Annotated in this window: 18 protein-coding genes; 7 read left to right on the top strand and 11 right to left on the bottom strand. The window is 60.2% G+C overall.

Annotation, left to right across the window (positions count from 1 at the left end):
• The first annotated feature begins 204 nt into the window (after positions 1 to 204).
• The gene (locus tag AB4N73_RS01970; protein ID WP_016771227.1) at positions 205 to 678 is read left to right on the top strand and encodes a cyclic nucleotide-binding domain-containing protein; all 474 of its coding nucleotides are present in this window, start codon (positions 205 to 207) and stop codon (positions 676 to 678) included.
• On the opposite strand, the gene AB4N73_RS01965 is transcribed toward AB4N73_RS01970, so the two are convergent.
• Entirely contained in the window at positions 675 to 959 is a 285-nt protein-coding gene (locus AB4N73_RS01965; RefSeq protein ID WP_016771228.1) for a hypothetical protein, read from the bottom strand. The two genes, AB4N73_RS01970 and AB4N73_RS01965, sit on opposite strands and share 4 nt — an antisense overlap.
• Positions 960 to 1,039: 80 nt before the next feature.
• Between AB4N73_RS01965 and AB4N73_RS01960 the strand changes: the two genes are divergently transcribed.
• The 4 genes from AB4N73_RS01960 to AB4N73_RS01945 all read left to right on the top strand — a co-directional run bounded on the left by AB4N73_RS01960 (position 1,040) and on the right by AB4N73_RS01945 (position 3,256).
• Positions 1,040 to 1,726: a spermidine synthase gene (locus AB4N73_RS01960; RefSeq protein WP_236167963.1), complete on the top strand. Its 687-nt coding sequence runs from the start codon at positions 1,040 to 1,042 to the stop codon at positions 1,724 to 1,726.
• Between the two features lie 47 nt (positions 1,727 to 1,773).
• Positions 1,774 to 2,199, top strand: a complete 426-nt coding sequence (locus AB4N73_RS01955) for a YajD family HNH nuclease (protein ID WP_460060184.1) — start codon at positions 1,774 to 1,776, stop codon at positions 2,197 to 2,199.
• Positions 2,200 to 2,326: 127 nt separating this feature from the next.
• The gene (locus tag AB4N73_RS01950; RefSeq protein ID WP_007911337.1) at positions 2,327 to 2,797 is read left to right on the top strand and encodes an RNA methyltransferase; all 471 of its coding nucleotides are present in this window, start codon (positions 2,327 to 2,329) and stop codon (positions 2,795 to 2,797) included.
• Positions 2,798 to 2,878: 81 nt separating this feature from the next.
• Positions 2,879 to 3,256 (top strand): YgaP family membrane protein, encoded by a 378-nt coding sequence (locus tag AB4N73_RS01945; protein ID WP_110645006.1) that lies wholly within the window; start codon positions 2,879 to 2,881, stop codon positions 3,254 to 3,256.
• A gap of 121 nt (positions 3,257 to 3,377) precedes the next feature.
• Here the strand turns inward: AB4N73_RS01945 and AB4N73_RS01940 are convergent, their stop codons facing one another.
• The 5 genes from AB4N73_RS01940 to AB4N73_RS01920 form a co-directional block, all read right to left on the bottom strand.
• Positions 3,378 to 3,827, bottom strand: coding sequence for a YcgN family cysteine cluster protein (locus AB4N73_RS01940; RefSeq protein ID WP_016771232.1), 450 nt, complete (start codon positions 3,825 to 3,827; stop codon positions 3,378 to 3,380).
• Between the two features lie 254 nt (positions 3,828 to 4,081).
• Entirely contained in the window at positions 4,082 to 5,014 is a 933-nt protein-coding gene (locus AB4N73_RS01935) for a D-2-hydroxyacid dehydrogenase (RefSeq protein ID WP_353188738.1), read from the bottom strand.
• Between the two features lie 105 nt (positions 5,015 to 5,119).
• The gene (locus AB4N73_RS01930; protein WP_041478850.1) at positions 5,120 to 5,413 is read right to left on the bottom strand and encodes a YcgL domain-containing protein; all 294 of its coding nucleotides are present in this window, start codon (positions 5,411 to 5,413) and stop codon (positions 5,120 to 5,122) included.
• Complete coding sequence (rnd, locus tag AB4N73_RS01925; protein ID WP_460142869.1) at positions 5,410 to 6,543, bottom strand: ribonuclease D; 1,134 nt, start codon at positions 6,541 to 6,543, stop codon at positions 5,410 to 5,412. The genes AB4N73_RS01930 and rnd overlap by 4 nt, the downstream gene beginning before the upstream one ends.
• Positions 6,544 to 6,706: 163 nt before the next feature.
• A complete protein-coding gene (locus tag AB4N73_RS01920) occupies positions 6,707 to 8,356 on the bottom strand; it encodes a phosphoethanolamine transferase (RefSeq protein WP_041478852.1) in 1,650 nt (549 codons plus the stop codon).
• Between the two features lie 403 nt (positions 8,357 to 8,759).
• Here AB4N73_RS01920 and AB4N73_RS01915 point away from each other — a divergent pair, with 403 nt between their 5' ends.
• Together AB4N73_RS01915 and AB4N73_RS01910 are read left to right on the top strand one after the other, a co-directional pair.
• Positions 8,760 to 9,932, top strand: a complete 1,173-nt coding sequence (locus AB4N73_RS01915; RefSeq protein ID WP_460142868.1) for a cyanate transporter — start codon at positions 8,760 to 8,762, stop codon at positions 9,930 to 9,932.
• A gap of 176 nt (positions 9,933 to 10,108) precedes the next feature.
• Complete coding sequence (locus tag AB4N73_RS01910; protein ID WP_252887457.1) at positions 10,109 to 11,044, top strand: LysR family transcriptional regulator; 936 nt, start codon at positions 10,109 to 10,111, stop codon at positions 11,042 to 11,044.
• Positions 11,045 to 11,047: 3 nt separating this feature from the next.
• On the opposite strand, the gene AB4N73_RS01905 is transcribed toward AB4N73_RS01910, so the two are convergent.
• From AB4N73_RS01905 to AB4N73_RS01885, 5 genes are all read right to left on the bottom strand, one after another.
• Positions 11,048 to 11,413 (bottom strand): 5-carboxymethyl-2-hydroxymuconate Delta-isomerase, encoded by a 366-nt coding sequence (locus AB4N73_RS01905; protein WP_041478855.1) that lies wholly within the window; start codon positions 11,411 to 11,413, stop codon positions 11,048 to 11,050.
• Between the two features lie 166 nt (positions 11,414 to 11,579).
• The gene (locus tag AB4N73_RS01900; RefSeq protein WP_122691656.1) at positions 11,580 to 12,500 is read right to left on the bottom strand and encodes a LysR substrate-binding domain-containing protein; all 921 of its coding nucleotides are present in this window, start codon (positions 12,498 to 12,500) and stop codon (positions 11,580 to 11,582) included.
• An 89-nt stretch (positions 12,501 to 12,589) separates the two neighbouring features.
• Positions 12,590 to 14,695, bottom strand: a complete 2,106-nt coding sequence (locus AB4N73_RS01895; protein ID WP_460142867.1) for a DUF6311 domain-containing protein — start codon at positions 14,693 to 14,695, stop codon at positions 12,590 to 12,592.
• Entirely contained in the window at positions 14,692 to 15,078 is a 387-nt protein-coding gene (locus AB4N73_RS01890; RefSeq protein WP_150636531.1) for a GtrA family protein, read from the bottom strand. The genes AB4N73_RS01895 and AB4N73_RS01890 overlap by 4 nt, the downstream gene beginning before the upstream one ends.
• Positions 15,075 to 15,785, bottom strand: coding sequence for a class I SAM-dependent methyltransferase (locus AB4N73_RS01885; RefSeq protein ID WP_236167969.1), 711 nt, complete (start codon positions 15,783 to 15,785; stop codon positions 15,075 to 15,077). The genes AB4N73_RS01890 and AB4N73_RS01885 overlap by 4 nt, the downstream gene beginning before the upstream one ends.
• Positions 15,786 to 15,788: the final 3 nt, after the last annotated feature.

Here is a 15,788-nt window from a genome sequence, read left to right as displayed (position 1 = left end):
AGACCCTTGTGGCGAGGGGATTTATCCCCGTTGGGCTGCGAAGCGGCCCCAAAACCTGCAAACTCAGTATTCCTGAAGCACCGAGTTGGCAGGATTTGCGACTGCTGCGCAGCCGAGCGGGGATAAATCCCCTCGCCACAAAAGCCCATTCCTACGGGATCCGTGTATAGCCTTGAAATGTGATAACAAAAAGACCGCATCGACATGTCCGAACCGACCTTTCTGAACAACGAAATCCGCGACTGGCTGATGGACTGTGGCCTGTTCGATCAATTGCAGCTGGCCGACTTCGCGGCCGCTTCCGGCTATTTCAGCATCAGCACCGTGGCTGAAGGCGAGGCGATTTTTCGCGAGGGCGATGCCGGCAGTTTCATGTGCATCATCCACACCGGCCAGGTCGCCGTGCAGAAAACCGGCGCTGACGGCCAGGTCATCACCATGGCCACCCTGCGCAGCGGCCGGGCCTTCGGTGAAATGGCCGTGCTTGATGGCGAACGTCGTTCGGCCACGTGTATCGCGGCGAGCAACTGTCAGTTGCTCAACCTGGGCAAGGATTCGCTGGAAAAAATGCTCAACGACGCACCGAAAATCGCCGCAAAAATCATCCGCGCCCTCGCCGTCTCGCTGTCCAAACGCCTGCGCATGGCCGATGGCCAGCTCGCCGCGCAACAGGTTTAGCCGCCCGGGGATTTGACCTTGTTGCCGTTCGGCTCGATGCCCGGCACCGGTTGATCCTTGCTCGGCGGGCTGGGCATTTCGATCGGCACCAGCGGCGGGCTGCCGCTGCCGGCGCCCGACTTGGGCAGGGTGATCGGGGTGATCTGCGGATACGGTGTCGGCGTCGCGGTGCCGGGCGAGCCGGGCTGCGGCGTCGGGCTGACCGGAACGCTCTGCTGGGCCTGCACTGCAGTAATCGCGAGCGCGGCCAGGGTAATGACCGTTAGAATGGTGCGCTTCATCAAGGGCTCCGTTTGGCCTTTAGTCTGTGCTCAGGCTACTCCCAACGCGCCTGCTTGCCTTCCCCCCTTTAGAGATTTCCATGAAACGTTTCGTTCTGCTCGACACCACCCCGATCCCTGAAAACGGCGGTGCCCTGTGCCTGTTCGAGTATGGCGAGGATTTCGTCATCAAGATCCAGGGCGGCGACGGCGGACAGTTGATGAACACGCGCATGCACGGTTCCGAGGACGCACTGGCAGAGATCCCCTGCCGCAAGGTCGCCGGCCGGTCGAATTCGCGGGTGTTGATCGGTGGCCTGGGCATGGGTTTCACCCTCGCCTCGGCACTCAAGCATCTGGGCAAGTCCGCCGAGGTGGTGGTCGCTGAGCTGGTGCCCGGCGTGGTCGAGTGGAATCGCGGCCCGCTCGGGGAGAAGTCCGGTCGGCCATTGCTCGATCCGCGCACGGTGATCCGCATGGAAGATGTGGCCAACGTGCTGCAAAGCGAGCCGAACGGTTTCGATGCGATCATGCTTGACGTTGACAACGGCCCCGAAGGCCTGACTCAAAAGGCCAACAGCTGGCTGTATTCCGCCGCAGGTCTGAATGCCTGCGCCAAGGCGCTGCGTCCCAAAGGTGTTCTCGCGGTATGGTCGGCCAGCGCCGACCGACAGTTTTCCGACAAATTGAAGAAGGCCGGTTTCAAGGCCGAAGAAGTCCAGGTCTTCGCCCACGGCAACAAGGGCACCCGTCACACGATCTGGATTGCCGAGAAGCTCAAGGGCTGAGCTAAACTGCGCATAACCGTCATCAGTCTTTCTGCAAAGGTGAACCCATGAGTTCGTCCACCCCCACCAACACGTCGAAGCTGGACCGCATCCTCGCCGACAACCAGCGCGACAAGGAAATGGGCTACCGCGACAAGGCCCTGAAAATGTACCCGCACGTCTGCGGCCGCTGCGCCCGTGAGTTTTCCGGCAAGCGCCTGAGCGAACTGACTGTGCATCACCGTGACCACAACCACGACAACAACCCGCAGGACGGCTCGAACTGGGAGCTGTTGTGCCTGTATTGCCACGACAACGAGCACTCGCGTTACACCGATCAGCAGTATTTCGGCGACGGCTCGCTGAGCACACCGAAGATCGCCAAGGCCACGCATAACCCGTTTGCGGCCCTGGCTGGCTTGATGAAAAAGAAGATTGAAGATCTTCATCGCCTGAGCTGGCCCTTTCGCGAGCAGGCTCGCTCCCACAGTTGAAATGCGTTCCCCTGTGGGAGCGAGCCTGCTCGCGAAGGCGGCCGGCCAGGCACCACAAATCTCGAATCTGCCCGCCCTCCCCCAATCCCCGTATAATCGCCCTCTTTTTCCCGAAGGCACCCCGCTCGTGGCAGACAAACGGTACAGCTGCATTGGTTTGTATAACCCCAAATCACCGGAGAACGTCGGCTCGGTGATGCGCGCCGCAGGCTGTTACGGCGTGGCGTCGGTGTTCTACACCGGCAAGCGTTATGAACGCGCGGCCGATTTCGTCACCGACACCAAGCGCGTGCACTACGACATCCCGTTGATCGGCATCGACGACCTGAAAAAAATCCTTCCGCTCAACTGCGTGCCCGTCGCGGTAGAGCTGGTCGAAGGCGCACGGCCGCTGCCGGAATACACCCACCCCGACCGCGCCCTGTACATCTTCGGCCCGGAAGACGGCTCGCTGGATAAAGAGATTCGCGACTGGTGCGAAGACGTCGTGTACATCCCCACCACCGGCTGCATGAATCTCGCCGCCACGGTCAACGTCGTGCTCTACGACCGCATGGCCAAGGGCCTGAACACCCGCTCCGGGCCGAAATTCCGCTGAAGCGTCGCACATTCGATGGAACAAGCTGACCGCCCTGGCAGTCAGCTTATCTATCAATCGCACCCTGCCTGGAGATAGATCATGAGCGAGCTCAAACGCGTAGAACGCATCGAATCCACCCCGTTCCAGTCGCCTTCGCACAAGAATGTGCATGGCTGGGAGCGCGTCGGCTCGTTGACCGGCGGCGTGCTGATGGTCGGCAAGGGCCTGCGCCGTGGCGGCGTGTTCGGCCTGATTCAAGTGGCGCTCGGCGGCATGGCCGTGGCCCGTGGCATTACCGGGCACTGCTCGGCGAAAAGCCTGTTGGAAAAAGGCCGTCAGGACATGAGCAACGTGCGGGCGAAGATCGAACGCGCCGGGGAAGAACTGAGCAAGTTGAAGACCAATGCCGAAGTGGCCACGGAAACGGCGACCGTCACCGGCAATGATTCGCTGACCTCGCCGAAGGCCGGCGTCTGAGGCTTTAAAGCAAAAGATCGCAGCCTGCGGCAGCTCCTACACGGAATCACGTTTTCCATTGTAGGAGCTGCCGAAGGCTGCGATCTTTTGATCTTTACGGGTTCAACAACTCACCACCTCATCAGCCCGCGCGAAAAATCAGATGATCTTCCCAGTCATCCTCCGGCACGCTGCCTTCGGCGAGCATGCGCCCGGACTGGGAAATCCGCTCATGGTGCACCGCGTCGCGGTCGCCACACACCAGGTGATGCCATAACGGCAGATCCTTGCCCTCGCTGACCAGACGATAACCACAGGTCGGCGGCAGCCACTTGAATTCCTCCGCCTGACCCGGCGTGAGCTGAATGCAGTCAGGGACAAACTTGATCCGGTTCGGATAATCGCTGCACTGGCAGGTTTTCAGATCCAGCAGTTTGCAGGCGATGCGCGTGTAATAGACGCTGTTGTCTTCTTCGTCCTCGAGCTTTTGCAGGCAGCACAGACCGCAGCCGTCGCACAGCGATTCCCATTCCTCGTGATCGAGTTGATCGAGGGTTTTGCGTTTCCAGAACGGTTCGACTATGGCGGCCATGGCTCAAGCATCAACATCAAGGTGGTGAAAAGGCCGCCAGTCTAGTGCCAGCGGGCGCGGGGGCCAAGCGCTGGCGACTGCCGGTAAATCCGCTTGTCCGCACCAGCGCCGCCCGCTGAGCAAACTGGTGGCTACACTTTGAAACCAATGTGGGAGCGAGCCTGCTCGCGAAAGCGCTGTGTCAGACACGCTGTTGTCGACTGACACGCCCTCTTCGCGAGCAGGCTCGCTCCCACAGTGAAATCAGTGGAGAGTCAGTAACCGCGGGTGAAATCCACTTCCCCACGCAACGTCTCACCTGCCTCATACGCTTTCAGGTTCTGCACAAACAAATCCACCATCAGCGCCGGCGAGGTCGGTGCCGAGCTGTGCCCGGTCAGGAGCAAGCCCCACGCGGTCCAGAATGGATGGCGTTGCGGCAATGGTTCCTGACGGCAGACGTCGATTACCGCGCCGGCCAGATGCCCTTCCTTCAAGGCTTCTACCAGATCGGCATCGACCACTGCGACGCCACGCCCGGCGTTGATGAACAATCCGGTCGGCTTGAATTGCTTGAACAGCGCCGCGTCGTAGATATCGTGGGTGTGTTCGGTGTTCGGCAGCAGATTGACCACGTAATCCACTTCGCCCACCAATCGCGGAAGATCGGCCAGCGCGCCGACTTCGACAAATGGTGCCTGTTCGCGGGCACTGCTGGCGATGCCGTACAGCTCGACGCCGAACGGCCGCAGAAACTGCGCAACGCTCTGGCCGATGTCACCGGTGCCAACGATCAGCACCTTGCGCCCGACCAGACTCTGGCCGCTGCGGTTGTCCCACTTGCGCTCGACCTGGCTGACCAGCCGCGCCAGCACTTCGCGCTCGTGGCCGAGGATGTAGGTCAAAACATATTCGGCCATGACCTGACCGAAGATTCCCACGGCGCGGGTCAGGCGATAGTCGCGGCGCAGGCCGTCGGCGAGCAGCGGCGTGATGCCGGCCCAGGTCGATTGCAGCCATTGCGGTTGATGGCCCTGGCGCAGCAAGGTCGCCAGCAGATCCGGCTGGCCCAGCCACACCGGGCAATCGGCGGCCTGACGCGCCAGTTCGGCGGAGTCGCCGCTGGTCAGGATTTCAAGCTCGGGCAGCGCCTGACGCAGCAGGCGGGCGTATATCGCGTAGTCGTGTTCGGCAATCAGAACGCGCATCTTCAAACCTTTCGCAAACCGTGCAGACAGCCGCCGGGGTCGGGCCGGCCATCGCGGTAAAAACAGTTCCAGGGTTAACCGAGGCCCAGAACAGGGCCTCGCGGGTCAGACCGGGTCGTTGCGTCGCAGCAACTCTTCGGGCAAGTGCTCGATGTACTCGTCCTCGGCCGGTGGCATTTGCAGGTGATAGCCCTGCTTGTCGAGGTTTTCCAGAACCACGGTGATGTCTTCGCTGGCCAGCTTGCGCTCGGGCGACAGCACCAGATCGAAGGAATGCTTCGCTTTGCCAAAAGCCGTCATCAGCGCTTCCGGCACGCGCTCGAGCGCATCGCTCTTGAGCACGTAGAGATACATGCCGCTGCGCTTGGAGCTTTGGTAGATGGAGCAAATACGTTTCAAGGCTGTTCTCCGGCGGTGGCCAAGCTGTCGAGCAGCTTCTGGCCGAGCAATTCGCGGCGCCAGCCACGCAGCGAATCGGGCAATTGGTAAGGCCCCTCGGGGAAGCCGCTTTTGACCAGGGCTTCGAGGGTTTTCTTGCGCAGCATCAGTTCCGGGGCAATACCCAGGCGTTCGGCCTCGGCCTGACCCAGCGCGCGCAGTTGTTTGATCAACGCAGCGGCTTCGATCGGCAACGGCTCCGGCACTGCCGGCGGCCATTGATCTGGCCCCGCACTGCCAGAGCGCTTGATCAGATCAAGCAGAAACTGACCGTCCTGACGTACGGTACGCGGGTGCATGTCTTCAATCTTGCCCAGCGCCGCGAGGTTATCCGGCTGCGTGCGGGCCAAGGGCCACAGCGAGTGTTCACGGACGATGCGGTTGCGCGGCAGGTCGCGGGCGCGGGCTTCTTTTTCGCGCCAGGCGCACAGCTCACGCAGCACGGCGAGTTGTGCACGGGACAACTTCCACGCCAGTTTCGCCTCGCGATACACCTCGTAAGGATCAGTTTCGCGGCGCAGGTTGGCGACCAGTTCGGCGCCATCCTCCAGCACCCAGGCGAACTTGTCGTCGGACAGCTTGGGCCGCAACTCGACGAACACCTCGGCCAGATGCACGGCATCTTCGGCGGCATAGCTGATCTGGGTTTCGGACAGCGGGCGCTGCAACCAGTCGGAACGGGTTTCGCCCTTTGGCAGGTCGATGCCGAGCACCTCCTGCACCAGACGCGAGTAGCCCATCGAAAAGCCGAGGTTCAGGTAAGCGGCGGCCAGTTGCGTGTCGAACAGAGGCGCCGGCAGGCTGCCGGTCAGGCGCAACAGTACTTCGAGGTCTTCGCTGCAGGCGTGCAGGACTTTCAGCACCGCCGGGTTTTCCAGCAACTCGGCCAGCGGTTGCCAGGCGTTGATGGTCAGCGGGTCGATCAGGTAGGCGCGTTTGCCGTCGCCGATCTGCAACAGGCCGGCAATCGGATAGAAGGTGTCGACCCGCATGAATTCGGTGTCGAGGGCAACGAACGGCAGCTGCTGCCACTCGGCGCAAAACTGCGCGAGGCTTTCGTTGTCGCGAATCCAGTGAATATCGATAGCCACACGGCTCTCCCTTGAAGAATGGCGCGCAGTATATATCGCCACCGACGATTTACGCGCCTTTGAAGGGCAAGAGCTGTAAGGAAATGTCTTGCCTGTCAGCAAGAATAGTCTGACAGCAGAAACAGAAAGGCCCGTCGCATTGGCGCGACGGGCAGGAAACGCTTCACTGCTTGGCCAACACGCCGTCGATCACCGCGCCACGACAGCCGGCAAACATGTCCAAGGCAGGTTGATAGACGCTGCTGCGCACTTCCAGCAGGCCGAGCATCGAGTGGAACAGATTGTCCTGGCTCAGCGGCTTGTCCCGGCTCAGTTGCAGGCAATGGGTGTCGACCGAATAGGCCTTCTGATAGCTGTCAGAGAACCACGCCAGCATCGCTACATGCTTCTGTTGCTCGGGCGCCAGCATATAAGGCGTGCCGTGCAGAAACAGGTTGTACTCGCCCAGCGATTCGCCGTGGTCCGACAGATAGAGCATGGCGGTGTCGACTTTGTCCTGATTGCTGCGCAGCACATCGATCAGGCTTGCCAGCACATGGTCGGTGTAGACCAAGGTGTTGTCGTAACCGTTTACGATACTTTCGCGGCTGCAATTGTTCAGCGCGTTACTTTCACAGACCGGAGTGAAGTGTTCGTACTCCTTGGGATACCGCTTGAAGTAGTCCGGGCCGTGACTGCCCATCTGGTGCAGAACCAGCACGGTGTCCTTGTCCAAGTGATCGATAAAACTTTGCAGCCCTTGCAGGAGGATTTCATCGCGACATTCGCTGTTGGCGCACAACGCCGGGTCTTGCAACTTGCTGACATCCTGCACCGTGACGCGGTCGCAAGTGCCTTTGCAGCCGGACTGGTTATCGCGCCAGATCACATCAATGCCGGCGCGCTTGAGTACGTCGAGCAAGCCCTCCTCATTCCTGGCCTTGCTGGCGTTGTAATCCTTGCGGCCCATGTTGGAGAACATGCACGGTACCGAGACAGCCGTTTCCGTGCCGCAGGAATGCACATCAGTGAAAGCGATCAGGCCAGCCTCTTTGTCCAGTTGCGGGGTGGTGTCTCGGTCGTAACCGAGAATGCCGAAGTTCTGCGCCCGCGCACTTTCCCCTACCACCAGCACGGTGAGGGATTTGCGTGGCTGTAGCTGCAAGTCGGGGTTGCGCTGGGCATCTTCGCCGATCTTGATGAACGGCTGCTGCGCCGAGACAACTTGCTCTTGCAGATAACCAATGGATGCGCCGATGTAATTGCTCGGCACCAGCATCAGGCGAATTTCGTGGTGATTGCGAAACAGCGACGACAAACCTTGATAGTTGGCCAATGCCACAACGCCGATCACCGCCGCCGAGGCAACACTGACAATAACTTTGCTGAACAACTCGCGATGCCAGCGCCGATAATTGACCGGTACTTTCCACAACAACAAACACGGCAAAACACCCAGCAAGAGAATATAAGCGAACAACTTCAACGAAAGCAGATCACGCACTTCCGTCGCGTTGGTCTCGGCAAAGTTGCGCAACATGCCCGCATCAATCATGACGCCATATTGGCTCATGAAATAAGCCACGCCGGCGCTGACTAAAAACAAAAGAGTCAAAAGTGGTTTAAGCAGTGGCCGGAACGCGAATATCGTCAGCACGATATTGAACGCGGCAAGGATCATCACGCCGAACGCCACGCGCATGGCGATGCCCTTGCCATCGGCGGCGGTGATCTCGAACAGGTGTTGCCAAAGCACCAGATTGAAACCGAGCAACAAAAAGGCGCTGGCAAACAACGTCACCCATTCCGGGCGCACGGCTTTTAACTTCAACATGATGAGTGACTGTTCCTGAAAGAAGAGCCTCGTCGATTGTGAAAAATTCATTCACCGAGGCATGCCAAACTTTAGGCAGGCATGGATCAATTTTTCGTGAAAAAGATGCTAATGATTAGTTGCCTCGGAGTACGAACGTGAAAGTTTGCGAGTATTTGAGAATGGTTCAGGGTTTATTCAGTTTCAGGCACTTCACAATGTCCTCTGTGGGAGCGAGCCTGCTCGCGAAAGCGCAATGTCAGCAAATGAATGTTTGTCTGGAGGAACGCATTCGCGAGCAGGCTCGCTCCCACATCGGGACAGGGGTGTTATCGAGTTTTTAGGTCTGGCCCGGGGTTTTCTGATTTGCCGATGCGCGCGCCGCGACGCCTAATCATCAGCCTCCCCACTCAAAGGCCTGCTGATGAATCACTCCCGCCCCGCCGCTTGGCTGATACTCGCGATCATTCTTGTTGCACTAAATCTGCGCCCCTCAATGGCAGCCATCGGGCCGCTGCTGTCGGCGATCCGTAGCGATATACCGTTGAGCTTCACGCTTGCCTCTTTGCTGACGATGCTGCCGGTCATGGCCATGGGGCTGGCGATGTTCTTCGGCCTGCGCATCAGCCAGCGTCTGGGCGAACAACGCACGGTGCTGCTGTCGCTGCTTGTCATCGGGCTGGCGAACGTGTCACGGCTGTTTATCGATTCTGCGGTCGAGCTGATCGTCAGCGCGATACTGGCCGGTATTGGCATAGCCCTGATTCAGGCATTGATGCCGGCGCTGATCAAGACGCGCTTTGCTGACAACGTGGCGTTGTGCATGGGCATCTACGTGACTTCGATCATGGGCGGCGCCGCGATTGCCGCATCGTTCGCGCCGCTGGTGATGGTGCAGACCGGCAGTTGGCGCGTGGGGCTGGCCATCTGGGCGGCGTTGGCATTGGTCGCATTGCTGGTCTGGTGCTTGCAGCCAGCGCAAGCCCTATCAAGGGTGACCCAGCGGGAGCCTTTCATCACGCGCCGTCGCGCCTGGTTGCTGGCGATTTTCTTTGGCCTCGGTACGGCGTCCTACACCTGCGTCCTCGCCTGGCTGGCCCCGTACTACGTAGAAAAAGGCTGGAGTGAACAAACCGCCGGGTTGATGTTGGGTTTTCTTACAGCGATGGAGGTCATTTCCGGGCTGGTAGTGCCCGCGATTGCCAATCGCAGCCGTGACCGGCGTGGGATATTGGCGGTTCTGCTGTTGCTGATCATCGGCGGTTTCTGCGGGCTGATTCTCGCCCCGCCATCTCTGGCCCTGTTATGGCCCTGTCTGTTGGGGCTGGGGATTGGCGGTCTGTTTCCGATGAGCCTGATCGTCGCTCTGGATCACTGCGACGAGCCGCAGCGCGCCGGTGGCCTGACCGCGTTTGTACAGGGGATCGGTTATCTGATCGCAGGACTGTCGCCGCTGTTGGCAGGGATCATTCGTGATCGGCTGGGCAGTTTCGAAGGCGCGTGGTGGGCGCTGACTGCAGTAGTGGTGCTCATGCTGCTGATGGTCGTGCGCTTCAACCCTCGCGACTACACACGTCACTTGCCCTGCCCGGCCTAGAGGCCTCTGGCCATCTTTTGCGCACGAGATTGGCAACGTCGTGTTGCTAAAAGTTTCTGTCCCACATGTGTCCGTGAAATGTCCTACGAGGGTTTCTCCTGGCACCATCGTTCCGTTAGGATCGTACGCACACGTTTGCGCGAATTCTGCGCAAGGGGCACAGCGAGACGGAACTCATGCTGAACAGTAATTTGCTTCGCAAGCTCGATATGCAGGACTTGATGGTATTCGTCGCCGTGTACGAGCAGAGCAGTGTGACCGATGTCTCGGAAACCCTGTTCGTCAGCCAGTCCACCGTCAGTTATTGCCTGAAGAAACTGCGCACCAGTTTCGAAGACGAACTGTTCATCAACACCCGCACCGGCATGCGCCCGACCTACAAGGCCTGCAGCATGTACGGCCATGTGCAGAAAATCCTCGAAAGCATCAACCTCTGTCATGCCGGTGCCCCGGCCTTCGACCCGAGCCGGCAGGCGGTGACTTTCAACATCTGCGCCCCGGAATACTTCGAGCAATTGATTCTGCCGCGACTGTTGAAGCGCTTCGATTTCGACGACTTGCCAGTGATGGTCAACATGCACAAATTCGAAACCGACGTTCCGGCCGAAGAGTTGCGCGACGGCAGCCTCGATCTGGTGATCAGTTTCGGCCCGCACTTTCACCGCCAGCATGCGGATCTGAAATCACGGATGTTGCTGGAAGATGACCTGGTCTGCGTCTTCGACAAACGCGCCACCCCACTCGAACCGCGCCTGAGCCTGCAAGCATTCACCGAACGTCGGCATGTGTTTCCAACGCCGTGGACTTCAAGCACCAACATGGTCGACGGCTGGCTGGCGCGGCAAGCGCAAAAGCGCCAGATAGTGGCCCGATCGAACAGCTACAGCGCCGCGTTGAAGATGATCACCGGCACCGATTTCATCCTCACCCTGCCCCGGCGTATCCAGCGTCTGCTGACCAACGACGCAGTGTTCAACCACTGCGAAGCGCCCAACGGCCTGCCGGGTTTCACCCTCGACATGCAGTGGAGCCAGAGCGCCGATCAGGACAGCGCCAACGTCTGGCTGCGCGAGCAGGTGATTCAGGTGTGCAGCGAGCTGGAAAACGCCTGAACGTCAGATGCCGATGGCGGCTTTGCTGTAGGACTCGCGATCGATGTCGAGCAGTTCCACGCACAGTTGCACTTCGAGCCCGGCCGGCCATTCGCAGAGTTCCTGCAACACTGCCAGCAGACTTTGCGAGAGCTGCTTCTTGATCTCCGCCGAGCGCCCGCTGAGCAAGGCCAGTTTCACATGGACGAAGGCACGCTCGCCCTGCGCCGTGCCGACCTTGAAGTTGTCGATCTTGATCGCGCGGCTCTTGATATCGAACTCCGCGCCGAACTGACCGGAACCGACCAGCGTGTTGTTGAGCCGGATCAGGGCGATGTCAGCGTTCAACTGCGTCAGGTTGGCGGTGTATTCCATGTGCAGGTGTGGCATTGCGGATCTCCAGTCGGCGGATGCGGGGGGCGTACATATACCACAATCACACAGCGTCATTTGTGGGAGCGAGCCTGCTCGCGAAAGCGTCCTTTCAGGTTGCACATCTGCGCCTGCCGAACGGCTTCGCGAGCAGGCTCGCTCCCACAGGGTTGTGTGGTGCTTGTCAGGACGAAATAAGCGGCCGTTCACTCATGAACGCTTCGAGCCGCGAGCGCAGCCAGCGTTCGGCCGGGTCGCTGTCGACGTGGCTGAGCCAGACCATCGACAGGTCCAGTGTTGGCGTCTTGAACGGGAACGGTTCCTGGAACAGCGCCCCGGACGCCGCCATCGCCGCTGCGGTGTAATCCGGCAGGCTGGCGATCAGGTCGGTGCCGGCCAGCAAAGCCGGCAGTGCGCTGTACTGCGGCACCGACAACACCACCTGCCGCGTGCGCCCCAGTTCCGCCAGCCACTCATCGGCGTAACCGCTGACATTGGCCGTGTGTGACACCAGCACATGCGGGCGAGCGCAATATTCGTCGAGGGTCAGCGGCGTATCGGAGGCATCGGCGCGCAGGATGCTCGGCTGGATGTGCCGCAGCAGTTTGCGTTTGGCGTTGGCCGGCAGACCGCGGGTCTGGCTGATGCCGACGGTGATATCGCCGGCAGCGAGCAGGTCGGGAATGCGCCAGTAATCGACATGTTGCACCACGAACACCACGCTCGGCGCCTCTTGGCGCAACGCGCGCAACAGCGGCGGCAGCAGGCCGAATTCGACGTCGTCGGACAGGCCGATGCGAAAGGTCATGGTGCTCGTCGCGGGATCGAAATCGCGGGTCAGGCTCAGCGCCGCCGACAGTGAATCCAGTGCCGGTTTGAGATGGCGGTAAATATCTTCAGCGCGGGCCGTCGGCTCCATGCGATGGCCGACGCGGATGAACAGCGGATCATTGAGCATCGTGCGCAAACGGTTGAGTGCCGAACTGATGGTCGGCTGGCCAAGAAACAGCTTCTCCGCCGCGCGGGTCACGTTGCGTTCGAGCATCAGGGTCTCGAACACCACCATCAGGTTAATGTCGGCCTTGCGTAGTTCATTGCGGTTCATCCTTTGCCCCTGCTCCCCGGAATAGCGGCAGTGTAGAAAGGCCCAAGAACCGCGTCTATGGGCCGCTGCGCCGAACAGTCACTGAAGGGTCAATGAAGCGTCAACGCCAGAATGCCAATGGCCAGTTTGCGCGGATCGAGTCCCATGCCCAGCGCTCTCGGGCTGACGGCATCGGCGTGCTGGAAACGAATCACCAGCACGCCTTCACGCTCAATGCGCTGCTGGACTTCCGCTGGCAGATCAACGCTGACAACGTTCGCTTCGGCCTTGAGCAAGCGGGTGGAGAGCACCGGCACATCGTTGACGCTAATCTCCAGCCCCTGTTCGGTATGCGACGGCGCAATCAAAGCGTTGGCTTCCAGCACAAATGATCTCACCGGGGCCTCGGGCCGCAGAATGATTTGCGATTCACTGCCCTCGGACCACGTACCCCACGGTTCGCTTTTCGACCATCCGCTGCCGAGGAAAAACGTCGCCAGGCTGGTAACGTTGAAGGTCACGCGCTCGTTCGACTTCATTGGCGAAATCAGCGTAAGGGGATCCGCGGCCACGATGGGCGGGCAATCGGCGCAACGCTTCCAGCCGGGCGCCAGCACGTTCAAACCGTCGATTCTGGCGAGTACGTCAGTCTCGCGATTGAGAGTCAGCGCGGCCGGCAGCACAGTGCGGCTATCGAGTACATACAGCGTATCGGTGGCGTATTGACCAGAGCTGACCATCTGGTCGGCCACAGCCTGGGCCGCCTCGGTGGCCTTGGTACTCATGCGGCCGAGGTAGACCGCATTGGTCGGCAGATGATGGCGTCCCGCATACTCGGCCAGCGTTCGCCACTGCTCCGGATAATTCTCCGGGCGCAGCCAGCGCACCGCCTGATAATGGCGGGCTGCCTGATCCCAGAACGGATCAACCAGTGGCGTCGGCCATTGTGGCGCCGGCGTGGTCATGAACAGGTTGCGCGACTCTCCCCAGCCGGACCGCGTATCCGCCACTTGCAGCACCAGGGCAATGCCCAGCAGAACCCGCGCAGTGCGCGCAGCGTGCCCGCGAATCACCACGTACAGGATGGCGAAAATCGCCATGTACATGACAGGCCAGATCATCCGCCCCGAACCGCGAAAAATCGTCGCCACCGCCACCACCGCATCCGGCAACGGGATGTGCAACTCGAATGGGCCGAACCCGATGTTGTTGGAAAACGCAAACAGCGCCAGGCCGGCGAGCGCGAGCAACAGCAACGGGTAGCGACGTGGCTTGAGGTGAACATCCGTGCCGCGTTGCAGCCATGCCGCGAAGGCGCAGATGAACAGGAACACCACACCCAAACCAAGGAAAGCAAAACCGTCACCATCGCCCAACACACCGGGCATGTCGCGCAGGGCAAACGACCAGGTTCCCGGGTCGAAAAAGCTCAGCACATTGGCGCGGAACAGACCGTAACCCATCAGTGCCAGGCCGTCATCGCCGACGCTGAAGTAGCCCGCCTGCCAGCAACACAGACTCACCAGCAAAAACAGACCGATCAGTTCGGCCACAGCTTTGCGCGGCGCCAGATGTCGCCGCAGGGTGTGTGCTGCGAGATCGGCGAGCCAGATCAGCGCAATCATCGCCAGCAAATAGGCGTGAATCAGCGCGGCCGCCGCCAGCAACGTTCCCCAGGCCAGAGAGCGTTTTGGCGTGAATGGCCGCAGCGCCAGGTACAGCGCGGCCAGCAACATGAAATGCCCGCCCAGGGACAGGTGCACGCTCATGCGGATCAGCATGGCCGGAACGAATAAAAACAGCCCGGTGCCGAGCAATCGCAGAACCGCGTCGCGGCTCACCAGGCCGAGCAGTTTCCAGGCAAACCAGCTCTGCAGAATGAAGCAGGTCAGCAACCACAGTCCGAAATACTGAAACGGCTCCGGCAACAGCGCCGAAAACGGCTTGAACAGAAAGGCAAACAGCGGATTGGAATCGGAAAAGATCAAGCCATTGCTCAATTCAAGTCCATAAGACGGATTGAGCCCCAGCGGAAAGCTCCATGGCGAGTGCCGGAAAAACACCCAACCCTGGTAATGGGTGGCCGGGTCGCCGTCGCCCAGCCAGGCAATGTTCATCGGATTCAACGCCCGTGGGCCGACCACGATAAAAAAGGCCAGAATGCCTAGCAGCACAGGCAACAGCGCAGCCGCCCGAGAGGTTGAGCAAAGCTTCATCGATACGTCCAGAAATTATGCAAAACGAATGTGAACGCCGGCACCGTCATGGCCACGGCACCGATCCCGAGCAGATAATGCAACCCCGCCACTTGCGCCGCCCAGGCAACCAGCATCGCCAATAGAAAACCGCCCGCCGAGACCGACACAAAGCGCAGTAACGTGCGCCCGTGCAGGCGAGCTGAAAAGCTCCAGGTGGTATTGATCACATAAGACACAACGGTCGCCACGGCAAAGGCGAAACCATTGGCCAGCGGAGGTTCGGGCGCGATGAAGCGGATGAACAGCACAGCCACCAGCGCATGCAGCGCAGTGACGAACAGCCCGGTCAGGGCAAAGCGCAGACCACGGCGGACCAACGCTGAACGATCACTGCTGATCACGGTTTCTGCGCCAGCACGAAGACGCTCAAACCGGCCAGCCGGTTTCTGCCCATCAACGGCAATTCCAGCCGGCACAGAGTCTTGAGCACGCTGTTGACCCACGGGTGATGACGCTTGAGTTGCGACTGCGGCCGTGCGGTTTGCGAACCTTGAGGTATCAGGCGCAACGCTGCGGCGATAGGAAACACCGCACCGAAATAGTAGGCGCCGCGCTGCACGGTCAAACCGGCATCGCCCGCCAGGGTTTCGAATTGCGCGAGGGTGTAGCGGCGCTTGTGCTCAAGAAAATCATCATGACCGCTCCAGAGAAACTGAAACGCCGGCACCGTCATCAGAAAACGACTGCCCGAAGGCACTTTATCGACATAGTTTTTGAGCAGGCCGAGGTCGTCGTCGACATGCTCGAGCACGTCCATCAGTAACACCAGATCGGCATCGATGCTGTCGATGCCGCGGCGGTAATGCACCGGTTTGCCCGCGGTGGTGGCGCTTGAATCGGCGGGGTAACTGATGTCGACGCACCACGCCTCATGCGCGTCGGTGTGGGTCAGCAGATGATGCGAGAAAAACCCCGAGCCGGCACCGACATCGAGTATTCGTCGGATCGGCATGTTACCCAGCAATCGCCGGGTCGCCGCCGCTTTGCAGCAGTAATACCAATGCTCATCGATGCTGTCGCCGAGGATGTCGGTTTCCTTGAGATCCATCTG

The sequence above is a fragment of the Pseudomonas sp. S3_B08 genome (assembly GCF_054667725.1).
The sequence above is the reverse complement of the archived record's forward strand: the minus strand, read 5'-3'. Positions and strand labels throughout refer to the sequence as shown.